This window comes from Vibrio sp. RW, from assembly GCF_027587105.1.
GTDB lineage: Bacteria > Pseudomonadota > Gammaproteobacteria > Enterobacterales > Vibrionaceae > Vibrio > Vibrio toranzoniae.
The window spans coordinates 44,699-63,799 of record NZ_JAPPTM010000020.1; the positions used below are offsets into that span (position 1 = coordinate 44,699).

Consider the following 19,101-nt stretch of genomic DNA (forward strand, 5'->3'; position numbering starts at 1 on the left):
CACTTCGCAATAGAATAAAAAACTATCACATGCCATTAAAAACTGATGAGTTGAGAACCCAAGCTCTGGGTCCTATGCCAACTCCTGCCGAATTAGGCAATGCACACCCTATTACTGACGACGTTGCTGAGCGTATTAAAAATTCTCGCCGCCAAATCGAAGATATCCTAACGGGTCGTGATAACCGCCTATTAGTTATCGTCGGCCCTTGCTCTGTTCACGACACAGAAGCCGCACTTGACTACGCTGAGCGCCTAAGTCAGATTCAAGAGCAATACAAAGATGAATTGTTCGTTGTAATGAGAACCTACTTCGAGAAGCCGCGTACTGTTGTCGGTTGGAAAGGTTTGATTACCGATCCCAATCTTGATGGCTCATACGCACTTGAAACAGGCTTAAACAAAGCTCGCAAACTTCTACTTGATATCAATAAGCTTGGCCTTGCTACTGCGACTGAATTCCTTGATATGATCACTGGTCAATATATTGCAGACCTTATTACTTGGGGCGCAATCGGCGCTCGCACGACTGAATCTCAGATTCACCGTGAAATGGCTTCTGCACTTTCTTGCCCTGTGGGTTTCAAAAACGCAACGAACGGCAATATCAAGATTGCTATTGATGCGATTCGTGCTGCACACGCTTCCCACTACTTCTACTCACCAGACAAGAATGGCCGCATGACAGTTTATCGTACTGCTGGTAACCCATATGGTCATATTATTCTACGTGGTGGTGATAAAGGCCCTAACTTCGATGCTGAATCTGTAGATAGTGCATGTAAGCAACTTGCCGAGTTCGATCTGCCTCAGCGCTTAGTTGTAGACTTTAGCCACGCAAACTGTCAAAAGCAGCACCGTAAACAGTTAGAGGTTGCGCAAGATATTTGTGAACAGATAAAATCTAACAAGAATCAAGTTGCAGGCATCATGGCGGAAAGCTTCATTGTTGGAGGCAACCAGCCAATGACAGATATCCATAACCTAGAATACGGTAAGTCTATCACTGACCCATGCCTAAGCTGGGAAGATACCGCAACAATGCTAGACATGCTTGCAACGGCAATTAAAGATAGAAATTTAGCTTAAGGACACAACACAATGCCATCATTTGACATTATCTCTGAAGTAGAATCAGTAGAACTACGCAACGCTGTAGACAATGCTAACCGAGAACTATCGACTCGTTTCGATTTCCGTGGTGTAGAGGCTAGCTTTGATTACAAAGATGAATCAGTAAAACTGAGCGCTCAAGACGATTTTCAGCTAAAGCAGATGCGCGATATTCTTCGTAGCAACCTGACAAAGCGTAATGTTGATCCTAACGCGATGGAAGCAAAAGCCGCTGATCAAACAGGTCGAACTTGGCACCAAACGGTTATCTTTAAACAGGGCATCGAAACTGACGTTGCTAAGAAAATCGTTAAGCTAATCAAAGACAACAAAGTAAAAGTTCAAGCTTCCATTCAAGGTGATAAAGTTCGTGTAACAGGTAAGAAGCGTGATGACCTACAAGCTGTTATGGCTTTAGTTCGTAACGGAGAACTTGGTCAACCTTTCCAGTTTGACAACTTCCGTGACTAATCACACTGGTTATATCCAGCGGATTTTGTTTGCTATTCACCCTTTGTTTGTTCTTGATTAAACAGCAAAGTATGGTGTTTAAAATATCAAAAAGCCACTTCCTTATGGGAAGTAGCTTTTTACTTGTGTGATTATTTTAATTGGAGCCTCCCAGCGGATTTTAAGTAACTAGAAAGCTCTCACCTCAACTGAGTATTTTAGCAGAAGAAAGTTTTAGGTCTTTACCGACTAAAAGGTTAAATTCAACGCTTGCTGGTGGAATAAAAACACACACTCGCAATCTATCGACTCTTGCTTTCTCAAGTTTGGTAGATAACTCTCCGCTGTTAGCATAACCTTCTCTTTCTGCGTCTCGACGGCACAAGTCAATAAACTCGAATGGACAATCGCTCGAGGAAAGCACTAACTCTGCCTCTTGCATCAAACGTAAGGCCTTCATCGGTAGTAGCTCTACATCTTGCCCGAATTCAACCCAGGTTACTTGACCTTCGCTATCAATGCCCTCAGCTAACGCTTGTTGGTAGTATGACTCTAACTGATCCCTGTCAGCCACCTGCTCGATAAGGCTGGATGACAAGAATCGCTCCCAAAATTTGCGACGATCATCAACGGTAGGAAGAGATTCTTTTATCGAATTACGTTTTGATGCACCAAAATCTGCGATTAAACCGATGTTCTGAGGAAGCACCGTTTCGAGTTTTTCTCTAATATTTCTCACCAAAACAGGTGACGCACCACCACTTGAGATCGCAATCTGAACTCTCCCACGATTAACCATTGATGGAGTGATAAAATCACAGTAAGGCAAATCATCAACCACATTGACTAAAACACCGAGTTTTTTCGCATCATTATATACTTGATGATTCAGGCTCGGATTATCTGTAGTGGCCCATACCTGCAGGTAGTCTTTCGAAAGAATGTGTGACGAGTAAAAATTTTGAACCCAGTGAAGCTTACTCTCGTCAACTAGCTGCTTTAAGTAAGGTGCAACCTTGGGAGACACCAAAGTCACATTAGCCCCTGCTCTTAATAAGCTATCTACTTTTCGGCAAGCAACCTCACCCCCACCAACCACTAAAATTGGCTTATTTTCTACATCCAGAAACATTGGAAAATAACGCATGTTCTTCCTTGAGAGTACTGCAATAACTATTCAGCCATGCTACCAAATTTGGAGCATATTAATAACTATCAAAGTGTAATAAAAATATTTATTGACCAAATTTCAATCTTTTTAAAGGTTTATATTTCATCGTTAATAGTTCAATTAAGAATATTTATCTACATGATTATCAATATTAAAATCTAAATCTCGTTGCACCAACAGTGTGAACCGTTGCACTATTTACATTTAATTAACATTTAGTCATCCTAATTGTGTTGGGATTTGTGGTTTCTTTCAAAATTCTTTTTAAATTATACATTTGTGAAACTACGAATCCTTTCCTAACCTTATGAATAGTTGTTTAAATCACACATAGCTCTATTTGCATAATGCAATTTTCTTGATTTGAACAACAAGGTCACAGAAGAAAAAGCAATACAGCTAGAAAAACTCAAACGAGCACGAGTATCAGGTGTCACCTGGTTAACAAGGAAGGATACAAATGACAAATAAACTAACACTTCTTGCTTCAGTAGTCGCTGCATCAACTGCGCTTATGGCAACATCAGCATCAGCAGCAGAAAGCACACTGGACAAAGTCACATCTCAAGGTTTTTTAACTTGTGGCGTAAGTACGGGTCTTCCAGGTTTCTCTAACCCTAACTCAAAAGGTGAATGGGAAGGAATCGATGTTGAGTATTGTCAAGCTCTTGCAGCGGCTGTACTCGGAGATAAAACTAAAGTTAAGTATGTCCCCCTAACTGCAAAAGAGCGTTTCACTGCCCTTCAGTCTGGTGAAATAGACGTACTATCTCGTAACACAACATGGACGCTGCATCGTGATACCGCTTTAGGTCTAAATTTTGTCGGTGTTAACTACTACGACGGTCAAGGCTTTATGGTGAAAAAAGAGTTGGGTCTTAAGAGTGCTCGAGAACTTGATGGCGCTTCGGTGTGTGTTCAGTCAGGTACAACAACAGAACTCAACCTAGCTGATTACTTCCGAAATAGTGGTATGTCTTATAAGCCTGTAGTATTTGATACCGCCGCTCAAACTTCTAAAGGTTTCGATGCTGGTCGCTGTGATGCGCTTACCACTGACCAATCTGGCCTTTACGCACTTCGTTTGAATTTAGCAGATCCAAAGTCTGCGCAAGTACTTCCTGAAATCATCTCAAAAGAACCACTAGGTCCTGTTGTTCGCCAAGATGACGACAAGTGGTTTAACGTAGCTAAGTGGACTCTTTCTACGATGATTAATGCTGAAGAGTACGGTATTTCTTCTAAAAATGCAGATGAAATGCTTAAGTCAAAAGATCCAAACATCAAGCGTATTCTTGGTGTAGACGGTCCTAAAGGCAAAGGCCTTGGCATTCGTGATGACTGGGGTTACCAAGTAATTAAGCAAGTTGGTAACTACGGTGAGAGCTTTGAGCGCACTGTAGGTACGGGCTCTCCACTTCAGATTTCTCGCGGTGTAAATGCACTATGGAATGCGGGCGGCTTTATGTACGCTCCACCAATCCGTTAATAAAATTATAAACATCAATTAGGGCGGAGGTTTCCGCCCTCTTTATTAAATGGATTTGAGGTTATAGCAGTATGAAACCTAACGAAATTCCTTCGCCATCTCAAGCGAAGCCGAAAGCAAAGAGTGCCAACCTTCTTTACAATCCGACTTTCCGCTCTGTTGTGTTCCAAGTCCTTGCTGTTGGAGCTCTTGCAGCGTTAATTTATACCATTGTAAATAACACGCTCACGAACTTAGACGCCCGTGGCATCGCCACTGGTTTTGACTTTTTATCCCAAGAAGCTGGTTTTGGTATTGGCCTAACACTTATCGAATACGATGAAACGTTCTCTTATGGCAGAACTTTCTTCGTGGGTTTACTTAACACGGCACTTGTATCTATTCTTGGCATCATATTAGCCACTGTCATTGGTTTTAGTATGGGCATTGCGCGACTTTCTTCGAATTGGTTAGTAAGTCGCTTTGCCGCTGTTTACATAGAAATATTTCGAAATATTCCCCTTCTTTTACAGATCTTTTTTTGGTATTTCGCAGTGCTTCAAGCTCTTCCGTCGACTCGTCAAAGTATGAGTTTGGGTGAAGCGATTTTCCTTAACGTTCGTGGTTTGTATTTTCCTGCGCCTATCTTTGAACAAGGTAGTAGTATTGTTATCACCGCGTTTATTGCTGGTATTATTGCCACATTTTTTATCAATATCTGGGCTAACAACAGACAAAAACTCACCGGTCAACAAACACCGATGGGACGCGTTGCGATGGCTCTAATTATTGGTTTGCCACTGGTGACATATTTTATTATGGGCATGCCTATTTCGGCCGAATATCCGGAGCTTAAAGGTTTTAACTTTAAAGGTGGCATTAGCATAATTCCAGAACTTGCTGCATTAATGCTTGCCTTAAGTATTTATACAGCTTCTTTTATAGCAGAGATTGTACGATCAGGTATCAATGCTGTAAGTCACGGTCAAACTGAAGCAGCTATGTCCCTTGGTATTCCTCGCTCTCGTACTCTTAAGCTTGTCATCATTCCTCAAGCGTTAAGAATTATTATCCCACCATTAACCAGTCAATATCTAAATCTGACCAAAAACTCGTCACTAGCCATGGCAATTGGTTATCCAGACCTTGTTTCTGTTTTCGCAGGTACAACTTTGAACCAAACCGGGCAAGCGATTGAAGTAATCGCAATGACTATGGGCGTCTACTTGACCTTAAGTCTGTTAACGTCAGCTGTAATGAATATATACAACCGCAAAGTAGCGTTGGTGGAGAGATAAGATGAGTACACATCAATTTCAACCAGATCTTCCGCCTCCAGCGAATACCGTTGGACCTGTCGGTTGGTTAAGAAAAAATCTATTTAATGGCCCCATTAACAGCGTAGTCACTGTTGTCCTTGCTTACTTCGCTTTTACTCTGTTGTGGGCAATTGCTGATTGGGCATTCATTAGTGCCGATTGGATAGGAACAACACGTGATGCTTGCACAAGTGAAGGGGCTTGTTGGGTTTTCATTAGTGTTCGCTGGGATCAGTTCATGTTTGGCTTTTACCCTGAAGCAGAACTTTGGCGGCCTCAACTTTTCTATATCACACTAGCTATATTTGTCGTTTTACTCGCTTACGAAAAAACACCTAAGCGTACTTGGATTTGGCTTTTCTTTGTAAACATTTACCCATTCCTTATTGCAGGTTTGTTATATGGTGGTGTTTTCGGCCTAGAAGTCGTAGACACACATAAATGGGGAGGATTGCTAGTTACGCTAATCATTGCTCTCGTCGGCATCGTTGTTTCATTGCCAATTGGCGTGGCTTTAGCACTAGGACGACGCTCCGAGATGCCAATAATCCGCAGTATGTGTACTGTTTATATCGAAATTTGGCGTGGCGTACCGCTAATTACGGTTCTATTCATGGCCTCAGTAATGCTTCCGCTTTTCCTCTCTGAAGGAACTGAAACAGACAAATTGATTCGAGCTTTAATCGGTGTCGTTTTATTCAGTTCAGCGTATATGGCAGAAGTAGTTAGAGGCGGTTTACAAGCCATACCAAAAGGGCAATATGAAGCCGCAGACGCACTTGGCCTTAGCTATTGGAAGAAGACGGGATTAATTATCCTTCCTCAAGCATTAAAAATTACAATCCCTTCAATCGTTAATACCTTCATTGGGTTATTTAAAGATACGAGTCTTGTCTTAATTATCGGTATGTTTGACGTACTAGGAATTGGCCAAGCCGCGAATACCGACCCTGAATGGCTTGGGTATTCAACAGAAAGTTATGTATTTGTCGCGTTAGTGTTCTGGGTGTTTTGTTTTGGCATGTCGAGATATTCGATATGGTTAGAAAACAGACTTCACACCGGTCACAAACGATAATTAACAAGATCAAGGACGTATTATGACGCAGCAGACAGAAAACAACTCTCAAGGTCTTATGATCGAGTTGAAAGACATGAATAAATGGTACGGTGAATTCCACGTACTTAAGAACATCAATCTAGAAGTTAAAAAAGGTGAGAAAATCGTTATCTGTGGTCCTTCAGGATCTGGTAAATCAACGATGATCCGTTGCATTAACCGATTGGAAGAACACCAAAAAGGCGATATCTTTGTTTCAGGGAATGAATTGACTGAAGATTTGAAAAACATCGAAGCCGTACGCAGAGATGTCGGCATGTGTTTCCAGCACTTCAACCTCTTCCCACACTTGACAGTTCTAGAAAACTGTACTTTAGCTCCTATTTGGGTCAAGAAGATGCCTAAAGACGAAGCCGAAGCGATAGCAATGAAGTACCTAGAACGTGTGAAAATCCCAGAGCAAGCGGATAAATTCCCAGGCCAGCTTTCGGGTGGTCAGCAACAACGTGTAGCTATCGCTCGTTCTTTGTGTATGAACCCTCAAGTCATGCTGTTTGATGAACCAACGTCGGCACTCGATCCAGAAATGGTTCGTGAAGTGTTAGACGTTATGGTAGAGCTTGCGGAAGAAGGCATGACCATGTTGTGTGTAACACACGAAATGGGCTTTGCTAAAGAAGTCGCAGATCGCGTTATCTTCATGGATGCAGGCGAGATCATAGAAGAAAACAATCCTGTCGATTTCTTTGAAAACCCACAATCAGACAGAACGCAGAACTTCTTAAGCCAAATCCTACACCATTAATGTGTTATGATGCATAAACGATAGAGGCGGCTTAGGTCGCCTCTTTATTTTTCAAAGTTATAGATAGTTTTTAACGTTTTAAGTAACTGTATAGATCGACCAAAGGTTGAACATCGTATCTTAGGTATACTTAATTGCAGTCTAAAGAAATACTTTGTTACACCTTCAGAAACACTTAACCGGCTATTTTGATTATTATTTTACGTATACAAGAGGAATGAAAGACTTGATTTTTCGAACTTTCACCCCCATAAATGTACTAATAACTATTGAAGTCACCTTACGAGGAAGATTATGAACAGCCCTATGTTTTCACGCACAGCATCTCAAGAAAGTGCTCTGCAAACCAATAAAGTGTTGCGTAACACCTACGCTCTACTGTCTATGACACTACTTTGGTCTGCTGTTGTAGCAGGCGTATCGATGGCGATGAACCTTCCTCGCCCTGGTCTTATCATCATGCTAGTTGGCTTCTACGGCCTACTTTTCTTAACTGAGAAGAACCGTGACAACAGCATGGGTCTAGTCTTCACATTCCTATTTACAGGTTTCTTAGGCTACACCATCGGTCCAATCCTAAATATGTACGTCGGAGCAGGCATGGGTGATGTCATCCTAACTGCACTTGGCGGTACCGCATTAGCATTTATGGGTGCTTCAGCTTACGCTCTTACTACTAAGCGTGACTTGTCATTCCTTAACGGCATGCTACTAGCTGGTTTCGTGGTACTACTTGTAGGTATGGTTGCAAACATCTTCCTACAAATGCCTCTACTATCATTGGCAATGAGCGGTATGTTCATCCTATTCTCGACTGGTGTTATCTTGCTTACAACGCAAAACATCATTCGTGGCGGTGAAACTAACTACATCTCAGCAACGATCAGCTTGTACGTATCAATCTACAACATCTTCATCAGCCTACTAAGCATTCTAGGCATCATGGGTAGCGACGACTAATCACTCCCATAACTGAAGGGTATCTAGCCCAAGAGCCTAGCTCTTGGGCTTTTTTGTATCTATCAGTATCAGAATTCTTTAGATAGCTGCAATATTTCTGGAGATCGCTATAAATCTGTTGAGAAAAGTAAACTTGGTCATTACCCTATCTGGATAGTTAACTGGATTCTGGATTAAACATGTTTGAATATAACGGCAAGCAAATCGAAACCGATGCTCAAGGCTACCTATTGGACTACACGCAATGGGAAGAAGGTATGATTGAAATTCTTGCTCAAGATGAAGCTATTGAACTTACGGATGCGCACTTAGAAGTCGTACACTTTGTAAGGAGCTTTTACGAAGAGTTCAACACCTCTCCAGCGGTTCGCATGCTAGTTAAAGCGATGGAAAAGGCGCACGGCCCAGAAAAAGGCAACAGCAAGTACCTATTCAAGCTATTCAAGAAAGGCCCTGCAAAACAAGCGACCAAGCTCGCAGGTCTACCTAAACCAGCGAAGTGCTTGTAAAGACTAACCTGCTTTAGAACATTCCCGAATATAAATACTGTAGTGACTGAGCTACAGTATTTTAAACTCCCCGGCACGTACGTTTTGTCGTTCTTTCTCTCCGACTTGATGTTTTGCTACACCATCAACTACCGCACTCTTAGGGCCGGTTTTTAGCCATTCGTATAGCTTCTCAATGTGTTCAGCCTCTCCAACCGCTAATACTTCTACTCGGCCATCATTTAGGTTCTTAGCGTAACCTGAAATACTCAAAGCTTGCGCTTGTCTGCTGGTGTGATATCGAAAACCAACACACTGAACTACGCCTGACACGACAAAAATATATTGTGAACTTTCCATAACGTTGCCTCATAAATTATATGAATGATATAGTCGAGCTTCTATTCATTCACCGCTTATTGGTGGACTTACTTCGAGTATAACGATTATGAAAGAAATCCCATTTCGTTGGATTGACAAATATCTCATTCACCTAAAAATCCAAGAAAAGTTCTATCTACTCTTCTTATTACCTCTTCTCGCTCTGGTTATATTAACGCTCGTTTTAGATAGTGCAGCGGATTCATTACTGGCTCACCTTTATCAAGAAGAAATGCTCTTGATGAAAGGGCTTATTGAGGCGGGTCAACTCACGAAAGATCAAGTTGCCCAACTTGTTAGTAATTCAGAGACCATCTCTTTAGGCTACGGAGCAGGTTCTGTTTCAGTCATGAACGGTGCGTTTAATTTAGTGGCAAACCACGATCAAAATCTTTGGTCTGCGCTATCTACCACTCAAGTCTCTATCATCGCGGTGACGCTAACGCTGATCGCATTGGGTGTTTACTACATCATGACCTTCATTGGCGGTGCCATGTTCTCGATAAACAAAGCGCTGAACACACTTGCGAACGGAGACTTAACTTACCGTATGAACTACTTCTTGGTCCGTGATGAATTCAGTGAAATTGCCATTACTATCGACAAGGTAGCTGAGCGTGAACAAAACATGGTTCAGTCAATCCAAGAATCTGTGGCACTCATGCAGCAGATCAGCTCGGATTTAAATCAGTCAACACAGCAAAGCTCAGACATTTCAGGCAATCAACAAGAGCACCTGAATAGCCTAGCAAGTGCAACCGAACAAATGGCGGCGACGATTCGTGAAGTCGCGACTCTTGCGCACGACTCAAGCTCTCAAACGATGGATGCTCGTGGCGTTGCCCAGAACGGTCAAGTGAAGGTTTCTAATACTTTGCAATCTATCTCTAGTCTATCTCAAGAGATTCAATCCGCCTCACAAGCGGTAGAAGAACTTGACGCTAACGCAGCACAGATCGATGAAGTAGTAACAACCATCAATGGTATTTCAGAACAAACTAACCTACTCGCGTTGAATGCCGCTATTGAAGCTGCTCGTGCTGGTGAGCAGGGGCGTGGTTTTGCTGTAGTTGCCGATGAAGTTCGTGCTCTTGCAGGAAGAACACAGCAAGCGACGGTTGAAATCCAAAGCATGATTGAATCATTACAACGTAACAGCCAATCACTCACAAAATTGATGGAAGTAACGGTTAACAACGCTAATGAAGGTCAAACATTAATGTCAGAAGTGAATGTTGAGATCGACTCTTTAGCGGAAAAGAATCAATCAATTTCAGACAGTAGCACGCAAATAGCTACTGCCGCAGAAGAGCAAGGTGCTGTTGCAGATAACATAGCTCAAAGTGTCGAAGAGATTCGTCATCAATCAGATAGCATCTGCGATATGATAAGCAAGAGTAACTCCAATGTTGATCAACTGCGCAAGCAGAGCGATACAATGGAAGGCTTACTGACAGGTCTTAAGGCGTAGCATTGATATAAGTTTTATTCATTAAAAAGTGTTGCTAGGGCTGCTTCTGCAGCCCTTTCTTATTTGCTTTTCAACTGGACTTCCCCGACAATACCCCTCCTTCAAATTCAACAAACAGAGTAAATTATGACTCCTTCAATTCATCTAGCTAAAGGCCGAGATAAATCACTACGCCGCAAACACCCTTGGGTATTTTCACGTGGTATCGATAAGGTCGAAGGCGAGCCACAACAAGGTGAAACTGTAGACGTATATGCTCAAAATGGTCAGTGGCTTGCAAAAGCAGCTTACTCACCGGAATCTCAAATTCGAGCTCGTGTTTGGACATTTGAAAAAGAAGAAATCAACAAGGCGTTCTTCGTAAAACGAATTCAAGACGCACAGTCTTTACGTGAAGATATCATTGAACGTGATGGTCTAACGGGCTACCGCTTAACAGCAGCAGAGTCTGATGGTTTACCCGGTATCACTATCGATAAGTATCAAGACTTCTTAGTTTGCCAACTACTTAGCGCCGGTGCTGAGTTTAATAAGAGTATTCTTGTTGAAGCTTTAGTTGAATGCTTCCCCGACTGCAACATTTACGAACGCTCTGACGTAGCAGTCCGTAAAAAAGAAGGCTTAGAACAAGTTGTTGGCGTACTTCACGGTGAAGAGCCACCTAAATCAGTGATAATTGAAGAAAACGGCGTCAAAATCAGCGTAAACATTATCGAAGGCCATAAAACGGGCTTCTATATGGACCAACGTGATAGCCGCAAAGAATCTATGAAATACGTTAAAGGCAAAGATGTCCTTAACTGTTTCTCATACACCGGTGGTTTTGGTCTGTATGCCCTTAAAGGTGATGCTAAGCGTGTAATCAATGCTGACGTCTCGCAGCTAGCTCTTGATACAGCTAAGTTCAACGCTGAACTAAATGAGTTCGACATCTCGAAAAAGCGAGCAGTATTCCTAAACGCAGACGTTTTCAAACTGCTTCGTGAATACCGTGACCAAGGCACCAAATTTGACGTCGTTATCATGGATCCACCAAAGTTTGTTTCAAGCAAAAATAACCTAACATCAGGTGCTAACGGCTATAAAGACGTTAACATGCTTGCGATGCAAATCCTGAAACCAGGTGGCACTCTACTCACCTACTCTTGTTCAGGTTTAATGGGTGCTGACTTATTCCAAAAGATCATCGCCGATGCAGCACTAGACGCAGGCCGAACTGTTAAGTTCGTCGAGCGCTTCGAACAAGCAGCCGACCACCTAACAGACACAGCCTACCCAGAAGGTTTCTACCTGAAAGGCTTTGCTTGTAAGGTCTTGTAATCGAGTTCCTTGACTCGCTCTCAAGCTTTCGAGCCAAACATTTATCATAAAAAAGACCACCATTGAAAATGGTGGTCTTATTCTTTTCGGCTTATCCAGCCTAAACCACTGAACTTCTAGCTATATTAGCGTGGGATAAACACAGCCCAAGGGTAATCAAGCGAGTTCAGGCGTTGATTAAGCGCCTGAAACTCTGACTGGTCAATCATTAGTTAGTGTTTTCAAACTATCCAGCAAACTGCTGGTAATGTCCGTGGTATCCGCTCCATTAAAGTCAATTTGCATAGTCTGATTACCTTTCGTAATCGTCAGCTCTGCTACGTCATTATGCTCACTAATAGTGACAGTGTAACCACCACCTTCGCCAGAGTGCGGGTCACTATCTTGCAATGAAGTAAGCAAGTCGGCAAGCTCTTGCTGATCATCCTTGAGGTCAGCAAATAAGTCAGCTAAATCAATACGGTCACCTTCATCATAATCAAAGTCGGTAACGGTATCGGTTGAGCTATCCATATCGACCCACTTGAACAAGTCCGCATCCGCACCGCCGGTCAGAATATCATTACCCAAACCACCAATTAGGATGTCATCACCAGTGCCGCCCATAAGGAAGTCATCACCTAAGCCACCATCGAGGACATCATTACCTGCATGACCGAGGATGACGTCATCACCATCAGTTCCTCTTACTTGGTCATCGCCAGTGGAAGCAGTGAAAGACGAGGACTCAACACGGTTGACCTGACCATTGTGGCTGACATTCAGTGTAACCAACTGTTCAGTCGTTTGACCATTGCTATCTTCGACCAAAAGCACGATCTCGAAACCAACAGCCTTACCTTCGTCAATTGTCGGAGCAGTGTCACTTGGTTGGAAATAGTAAGAACCATCTGAACCAATACGGAATACACCATAATCGGTATCAACAACCAGCTCATTGCCGACAGTATCTTTGGTGAAGCTTAATCCAGAAGGTGCAACAGATACATCGCCATCTTGGTTAATAAACTGAGCCACTTGTGCATTCGACTCATCAATCACGATGGCAGCCGCCTCAGCCCCCGCTATCGCCATCAGCAACGAGCCAGAAACACCAATAGTTGGCCGCAATTTAGGTAGATCTGTAGTGATTTTTGAGTCAGGAATATAAACAACATTTTCTGCACTACCCGCTACCTTAATAAGACCGTCAGCCGGTACCCGATTAGGATCGCCCACTCCAACTGCAGTTACCTGTTTATCCGCCATAAACTGAGCCCAGTCTGAACCAATATTACCCCTATTACTTTCACCATCACTCAAGAAGTAAATAACATCATTGGTTTCACCTTTGATATTAGTCACTTGGCTTTCATTATAGCCCTCCATCACTGCATCCAAGCCAGAATCATAGTTAGTCCACCCATCTGGATCGAACTCACCATCATAGTTCCACTTATCTACAGTATCTGACGCTTTTTGCAATATGGAAATCGCCTCGGATACCGTCATCCAAACACTGGTATTCGCTCCTCTACCACTCTCGACTAAAGATGCGCTCGTATCAAAATCAACGAGCTGTACTAAGACATCACCACTACCATGTTGGCTTTTAACATTATCTAATAAAGAAATGGATGCCTCCAACACGTATTCAATTCTCATGTCGGAGAGCCCGCTTGGGACATCATCCATAGATCCAGAAGAGTCAATGACTAGAGAGATAAGTGTTATTGGCACATCACCGCCTTGATCGGCTACCGCATCCGCACTGGCGGCACTATTCACCGTGGTCTTATTGCCGTCTTGGTCACTGCCCAAACCACTCTCTTTGGCAACCGCAGTAACGTTAACATCCAGGGTATCTGTTGACTGGTGCTTAACGGCTAAGTTGTCGTAGTTCACAGCCTGGGTTGCCTGACCGGTCACATCAATCACCCAGTCATCGCCGTCTCTACTGCCAATAACCTCATCAGTATCCTTGTCGACGATTTCGGCATCATTCGGCAAGCCACTAATGCGCACTTCATCAAGATACTCACTACCATCACGGTCCGATACCGAAGCTGAGATATTCAGCTCTGTTACAACCTCTTGAAGTACAGTGTGCGTACCATCTGCATTAAGCTCGACGATGGCATCAGCAAAGATTAGGCGCTCTATTTCATAAAGGTGCTCGCCTTCTGATACTGGAGTATTGTCGTCTTGAGTATCAATACCGCGTTTATCTACAACATGCCAATATGGTTTGTCAGTATTCCCATGATTATTATAAAAATCAAACGTATAGTCGGAAAGATTACCAGTGTAAACCACTGTATCCAGACCTAAATCAAGTGACGAGCCATCACCACCTACAATATTGTCATTGCCCTGACCACCAACAAAGACGTCATCTCCATTGGTCTGCATCACCCAGTCATTGCCCTCTTTAACCCAACTACCGATATCACCAGTCAATTGATCGACTTGGTCTTTTCCAACTTTAATATCACTGGTTTGTTTACCGATATCGCTATGACCTAACTCGGCGTGCTCTGAATCAGATAGGCTTGCCGATGAATCAGCAAAAATTAGCTTTTGATAAAGGCTAGAGTTTATTGTCGTATTACTGTAAGTCGAATCACCAAGACTCACAGTGAGATTCGGCGCATCTGTTACTGGCATAACTTCTAGGTTAAGCGACTCAGTGGCCCCTGTATTAGTGGCGTACTCGACTGTTGGAACACTACCTGACCAATCGTCTTTCGGTTCAAAGCTATAATTACCATTAGCATCGATAGTAAACGTACCTTCATCAAGGGTTATCGACTGATCCACCTGATAGTCAGTGCTATCGATCTTAACGCCTAGCACTTGCAGCACATCGTCAGCATCGCTGTCGTTCGCTAATACATTACCCGTAATCCTCTGATCTTCATTGGCAGAGTTGGTGTCGCTTTCTGTTAGCGTAGGCTCACTTTCATGCACCACTACCTCGATATCGAGTGATGATTGTGCTTGACTGTCGTTGCCTTTCTCTGAACTCACCGCTGTGACTGTTAAGGTAAAGTCTTCATGGCTACTAGGAGGCGGCGTGACCGTCAAATTATCGAGAGCCCAATCAGTCACGGTAATTGGCTGTAGAGGCTGACCATCAAGCCCAGTTTCACCCGTAATAGTAATCGAGTGCGTTCCATCACTTAGCGTAGCTCCAATAGGCAAACCAGAAATCATCACAGATAATGTTTCGGAACCATCTGTATCGGTCAATTTCGCTTCTATTGGAGACAGCGGAATCGCGGTATCTTGGCGACCTTCGTTGACTGAGTAAGTTTCATAGAACTCCACCCCATTAGCATCGGTTTTCAGCGGTGAAAGCCGAACGTCGGTACCTTGCGCTGAATCGACCTCAGTCACGATCGAAAGCTGGCTATTCGCCAAGTCAACAGGATCAGCGCCATTAATAGATACATCAACGTTAAAGTTGCCCTGTCCACTTTGATTATGGTGATAAATCGCGATTGGATAGTAGCCTGGCTCGGTTGGCGTAAACGCCGCACCCTGAATATCACCGCTCGAGTCGCCCCAACGGCCCTCATCGACCAGCTGTCCACCCAAAGTAATCGCAATGCTATCATCCCCGCGCCCAACAAAATCGTAAGAAACGTTAGCTTCCAAGTAAACGAGTCCAGTTACTATTACCGCTTGATCCGGATCAGTAGCATTGCTCGCACTATCCTCAGCATTCGCCGTCGTAGACTGCGCCGCATCCGCTGTATCCAGTTGAGATAGCTCCGCAACCAAATCACTACCTGGCACCCCACTGCCGCTACCATACGTCGAATCATCGATGACCACATTGTCCCAAGTCGAGACATTAAACTCCTGCGACGGCAAGTCAGGATCTTGCGTTTTTAGGCTTAGGTTTGGTGCATCAGCGACAGGTGTCACATTGATAGTCAACGTGGCTGATTCACTCATGTTGACACCGTCAGACACCTCAAAACCAATTTGGCTGCTACCAGACAGGTTATTGTCTGGTACAAATCGTACCTGGTTGTTGTCAAATACTGACTTATCCAACTCTTGATCTGCTGCTACCGCTTGCCAGCCATCAATCTCATCAAAGTACTGTAACTGACCACCATCAGGCAGCGTAGTAATGCTGACGGACAATGACGATTCACTGGAATCACTGTCAGCCACACCTAAAGAGTCCCAGGAAATAAACATCGATTGCTCTTCATCGGTGCTGACTTCAGTTGGATTAACGACTGGCGCCGTATCTACATGATAGCCGCCATCTTTATTGTCTCCGCTAACCTCTGTCGTTGCGGTAAATGCGTTTCCAGCCTCATCCTCACCAGAGACACTTGCTACCAAGGTTGCGTCGGCGTCTGATGATAACTCGCTACCCGGAACACTAATACGGTATGTACCATCTGATAAAACATCACCGGTATACGTACTAACAGGGCTACCGTCGCCAGCATCCAGAGTCAATGTCACCTTGTCACCTAGCTCAGCATCGCCACCGACACGGCCTGTAATAGTAACGTCTTCGGATGCCTCTTGCGCATCAAGAATGTCGTCTTCAGCAATCGTGTCAATCGATATAGTGGCCCCAGCACGAGTGTCAACGGTCACTTCTAGCTCAGTGGAGGTCGCTGTATTACCAACATCATCAGTAACCTGGACACTCCACTTCTGATTACCAGCGTTGACTTCATTTTCTGGAGTAAAGTACCAGACCCCATCAATCTGATCTAAATCTCCTTGAACGACGACGCCATCTTTAAGTACCTCAATACCTTGGGCTACGACGTCGCTGTCAACATTACCCAGAGCAAAGGTTGGCGTTGTGTCTTTAGTGATGTTGTCTGTATCACTGTCCCCCATATCACTTGATGCAACAAGATCAATCGTTGGTTTAGTAATTGAGCTATCTGTTGTTGAACTGTTCACGGTGATCACACCGCTATCTTCGCCTTTATCGCTATCCGTAGCAGTGTAAGCGATCTCTTCCGATACAGCTGCATCAATTATATCGACGCCTTGTAAGGTGATGTTTGAGTTATGACTGGTATCTTCTGTACCACCTTTCGTCGTAAACACGCGGATTTCATCAAAACCGCCCTCATAATGGATATTGGCAACAAACTCGCCTGAGCCATCATAGACAGACGGGTCAACACTATCATCGAAAACAAACTCAACAGGGTCTCCGTTTGCATCTGTAAGAACTTGACCATCTTTAAACAGTAATATGTGGATCTGAGCGTCTGCGCTATCACCGTCTTCATAGTTACCCCATATACTACCGATCTTCACATTAGCTTGTGTAATCGTAATATCTGTGTTGCCCCCGCCAACGTGAGTAAAGTCTACGGCAATAAAATCTTTCTGACTCACATCGATTTCTTGGTCGCCAACTCCCAGTCCTTCGGCACCAGCCTTAACGCTGCCTTCTTGACCATTGTATAGCTTGCTACTCGTTTCGTTACCACTGCCATCTGGGCGAACACCTTCAAATCGGCCGCCAGAAATAACAATACCGTTACTAGCTTCAAACTCCGATACGGTATTGTTATCAGCGTTAAAATCAACAGACGCATCAAAACTCATAAACTCGTTGATATCATCACGAAGTTGATATTCTACGACGTCACTTTCACTAATTTGCATCCCAGTTGTGACTTCAGTTCGAACATCTCCGTCAACAATGTACAGAGTGCCTAACTCTGGATCTTGATCCATTGACACAGTCAACGCATCTTCATCTTCTTGGTCAATAACATGCTCATCGAAGCCAAAGCTAGCGCTTGAATGACTCCCAAGTTCAACAGTGAAGTCGTCTGCGTCAGGAGCATCATTCATCGCCAAGGCATCGTTATCGCTGAACTCTTGACTGTTACCGTAGTTCAAACTCGCTGACACGTTAAGCTCTGAGTCAACTAAGGTAGCATCGATGTCGAAGTTTAAAGTACCAGTACTGATGTGGTCATCGGTTAGCGTGATTGGGCTTTGTGCAATTGCTTGTCCTTCCGCCATGATTATCAACGTCGCCCCAGCAACAGCACCGGCCGGCAAACCAACCGTATAATTAATGGTACTGCGATCGCTATTGATTACTTCATCTTCATCGCGTTCGATCTCAATCGTTGGCGAGAACAGCTCATCAAAGGTCGTCTTATCGCCGCCTTTAAATTCGAACTCCTCAAACTCGATAAAGGTATTCACATCTCCGCTATCGGTATTCTCAGAAATAGTCACAGAGCCATCAGAATTGAGTACGATATTCGCCTGGTCAATATTAAAATCAAAGACAGCTTTGTCATTACCCGCGCCGCCATCGGCAACCATTAGATCATTAGCATCATCAACATCAACTTTGAGAACATCATCACCCTCACCAAGCAGGACAAAGTCGTCACTGCCTTCATTAAGCGCAGGATCAAAGTCACCGTGGTAATAATGGACTGCATCGGATGGTTCACTTGTATTGCCATATGAATCCGTTTCCTTCGCGTACAGATATTCATTGTCGTTTAGTGGAATTGCACTTTCAGACGAAATATCTAGTGTCCAAGTAGGGGATGGATTACCAGCGACAACTAATGCTGTGCCGACTGATACGTAAAGTCCAGATGCATCTTTAGCGAAGACTTCTATTGTGTTACCTGGTTCGCTACCTGTCCCGTGTAAGGTCACCGTAGAGTAATCTGAATCAGTTGAGTCATCAGTGATGTTTGTGATTGATGGAACACTAGGCGAGTCAACGTCAAAGAAATAAGGTTCAGTCGTACTAGCGACAACAATATTTCCTGCATCATCAGTTACCGTCAACTTAGCCGTTAAAATTGCTCCTCCTTCAACTTCGCCATCAGGAATTAAATTGGAACCAAGCGTCATAAATTCGTATTTATAGCCAATCTGCTCACCATTCGAGTTCAAGTAAGGTTCATTCGAAACTTCAACAGAGCCAATAAACTCCCCTTGCAAGTAAAAGTCAATGTTATCGCCCGGTCTCGCATCTTTGTTTACAAAGCCAACAACACTAATATTTTCTCCAGATTCTATACCATTAATTTTATGGTCACCTGCAATATTGAGTATATCTATTTCTGCTAAGACG

General features: G+C 43.6%; 13 protein-coding genes. 10 read left to right on the forward strand and 3 right to left on the reverse strand.

The window, feature by feature from the left end; all coding sequences use genetic code 11:
* Positions 1-29: 29 nt before the first annotated feature.
* Together OCT63_RS16130 and OCT63_RS16135 are read left to right on the forward strand one after the other, a co-directional pair.
* Entirely contained in the window at positions 30-1,088 is a 1,059-nt protein-coding gene (locus OCT63_RS16130; RefSeq protein ID WP_161680205.1) for a 3-deoxy-7-phosphoheptulonate synthase, read from the forward strand.
* Positions 1,089-1,100: 12 nt separating this feature from the next.
* The gene (locus tag OCT63_RS16135) at positions 1,101-1,583 is read left to right on the forward strand and encodes a YajQ family cyclic di-GMP-binding protein (protein ID WP_017057212.1); all 483 of its coding nucleotides are present in this window, start codon (positions 1,101-1,103) and stop codon (positions 1,581-1,583) included.
* Positions 1,584-1,767: 184 nt separating this feature from the next.
* Here the strand turns inward: OCT63_RS16135 and OCT63_RS16140 are convergent, their stop codons facing one another.
* On the reverse strand, positions 1,768-2,709 hold the full coding sequence (locus tag OCT63_RS16140; RefSeq protein WP_161675019.1) for a precorrin-2 dehydrogenase/sirohydrochlorin ferrochelatase family protein: 942 nt from the start codon (positions 2,707-2,709) through the stop codon (positions 1,768-1,770).
* A gap of 484 nt (positions 2,710-3,193) precedes the next feature.
* On the opposite strand from OCT63_RS16140, the gene OCT63_RS16145 reads away from it, so the two are divergent.
* The 6 genes from OCT63_RS16145 (at position 3,194) to OCT63_RS16170 (ending at position 8,854) form a co-directional block, all read left to right on the forward strand.
* On the forward strand, positions 3,194-4,222 hold the full coding sequence (locus tag OCT63_RS16145; protein ID WP_060467629.1) for an amino acid ABC transporter substrate-binding protein: 1,029 nt from the start codon (positions 3,194-3,196) through the stop codon (positions 4,220-4,222).
* A 71-nt stretch (positions 4,223-4,293) separates the two neighbouring features.
* Positions 4,294-5,499: an amino acid ABC transporter permease gene (locus tag OCT63_RS16150; RefSeq protein ID WP_161675017.1), complete on the forward strand. Its 1,206-nt coding sequence runs from the start codon at positions 4,294-4,296 to the stop codon at positions 5,497-5,499.
* Between the two features lies 1 nt (position 5,500).
* Positions 5,501-6,598 carry an amino acid ABC transporter permease gene (locus OCT63_RS16155; RefSeq protein WP_161687569.1) on the forward strand — a complete coding sequence of 366 codons (1,098 nt, stop codon included), beginning with the start codon at positions 5,501-5,503 and terminating at the stop codon, positions 6,596-6,598.
* A 22-nt stretch (positions 6,599-6,620) separates the two neighbouring features.
* On the forward strand, positions 6,621-7,385 hold the full coding sequence (locus OCT63_RS16160) for an amino acid ABC transporter ATP-binding protein (RefSeq protein ID WP_060467627.1): 765 nt from the start codon (positions 6,621-6,623) through the stop codon (positions 7,383-7,385).
* A 294-nt stretch (positions 7,386-7,679) separates the two neighbouring features.
* Positions 7,680-8,345 carry a Bax inhibitor-1/YccA family protein gene (locus OCT63_RS16165; protein ID WP_017057206.1) on the forward strand — a complete coding sequence of 222 codons (666 nt, stop codon included), beginning with the start codon at positions 7,680-7,682 and terminating at the stop codon, positions 8,343-8,345.
* A gap of 179 nt (positions 8,346-8,524) precedes the next feature.
* Complete coding sequence (locus tag OCT63_RS16170) at positions 8,525-8,854, forward strand: TusE/DsrC/DsvC family sulfur relay protein (RefSeq protein ID WP_017057205.1); 330 nt, start codon at positions 8,525-8,527, stop codon at positions 8,852-8,854.
* A gap of 51 nt (positions 8,855-8,905) precedes the next feature.
* Here the strand turns inward: OCT63_RS16170 and yccX are convergent, their stop codons facing one another.
* Positions 8,906-9,193, reverse strand: a complete 288-nt coding sequence (gene yccX / locus OCT63_RS16175; RefSeq protein WP_060467625.1) for an acylphosphatase — start codon at positions 9,191-9,193, stop codon at positions 8,906-8,908.
* An 88-nt stretch (positions 9,194-9,281) separates the two neighbouring features.
* On the opposite strand from yccX, the gene OCT63_RS16180 reads away from it, so the two are divergent.
* Both OCT63_RS16180 and OCT63_RS16185 read left to right on the forward strand, forming a co-directional pair.
* The gene (locus OCT63_RS16180; RefSeq protein WP_269984060.1) at positions 9,282-10,685 is read left to right on the forward strand and encodes a methyl-accepting chemotaxis protein; all 1,404 of its coding nucleotides are present in this window, start codon (positions 9,282-9,284) and stop codon (positions 10,683-10,685) included.
* Positions 10,686-10,811: 126 nt separating this feature from the next.
* Entirely contained in the window at positions 10,812-12,005 is a 1,194-nt protein-coding gene (locus tag OCT63_RS16185; RefSeq protein ID WP_269984061.1) for a class I SAM-dependent methyltransferase, read from the forward strand.
* A gap of 201 nt (positions 12,006-12,206) precedes the next feature.
* On the opposite strand, the gene OCT63_RS16190 is transcribed toward OCT63_RS16185, so the two are convergent.
* Positions 12,207-18,920, reverse strand: coding sequence for an Ig-like domain-containing protein (locus OCT63_RS16190; protein ID WP_269984062.1), 6,714 nt, complete (start codon positions 18,918-18,920; stop codon positions 12,207-12,209).
* Positions 18,921-19,101 lie beyond the last annotated feature (181 nt).

Bases quoted from the DNA above. Each gene is read 5' to 3' on its own strand.
- OCT63_RS16150 (WP_161675017.1), top strand. From the start codon at position 4,294: ATGAAACCTAACGAAATTCCTTCGCCATCTCAAGCGAAGCCGAAAGCA.
- yccX (WP_060467625.1), bottom strand. From the start codon at position 9,193: ATGGAAAGTTCACAATATATTTTTGTCGTGTCAGGCGTAGTTCAGTGT.
- OCT63_RS16135 (WP_017057212.1), top strand. From the start codon at position 1,101: ATGCCATCATTTGACATTATCTCTGAAGTAGAATCAGTAGAACTACGC.
- OCT63_RS16165 (WP_017057206.1), top strand. From the start codon at position 7,680: ATGAACAGCCCTATGTTTTCACGCACAGCATCTCAAGAAAGTGCTCTG.
- OCT63_RS16180 (WP_269984060.1), top strand. From the start codon at position 9,282: ATGAAAGAAATCCCATTTCGTTGGATTGACAAATATCTCATTCACCTA.
- OCT63_RS16145 (WP_060467629.1), top strand. From the start codon at position 3,194: ATGACAAATAAACTAACACTTCTTGCTTCAGTAGTCGCTGCATCAACT.
- OCT63_RS16185 (WP_269984061.1), top strand. From the start codon at position 10,812: ATGACTCCTTCAATTCATCTAGCTAAAGGCCGAGATAAATCACTACGC.
- OCT63_RS16130 (WP_161680205.1), top strand. From the start codon at position 30: ATGCCATTAAAAACTGATGAGTTGAGAACCCAAGCTCTGGGTCCTATG.
- OCT63_RS16170 (WP_017057205.1), top strand. From the start codon at position 8,525: ATGTTTGAATATAACGGCAAGCAAATCGAAACCGATGCTCAAGGCTAC.
- OCT63_RS16140 (WP_161675019.1), bottom strand. From the start codon at position 2,709: ATGCGTTATTTTCCAATGTTTCTGGATGTAGAAAATAAGCCAATTTTA.
- OCT63_RS16155 (WP_161687569.1), top strand. From the start codon at position 5,501: ATGAGTACACATCAATTTCAACCAGATCTTCCGCCTCCAGCGAATACC.
- OCT63_RS16160 (WP_060467627.1), top strand. From the start codon at position 6,621: ATGACGCAGCAGACAGAAAACAACTCTCAAGGTCTTATGATCGAGTTG.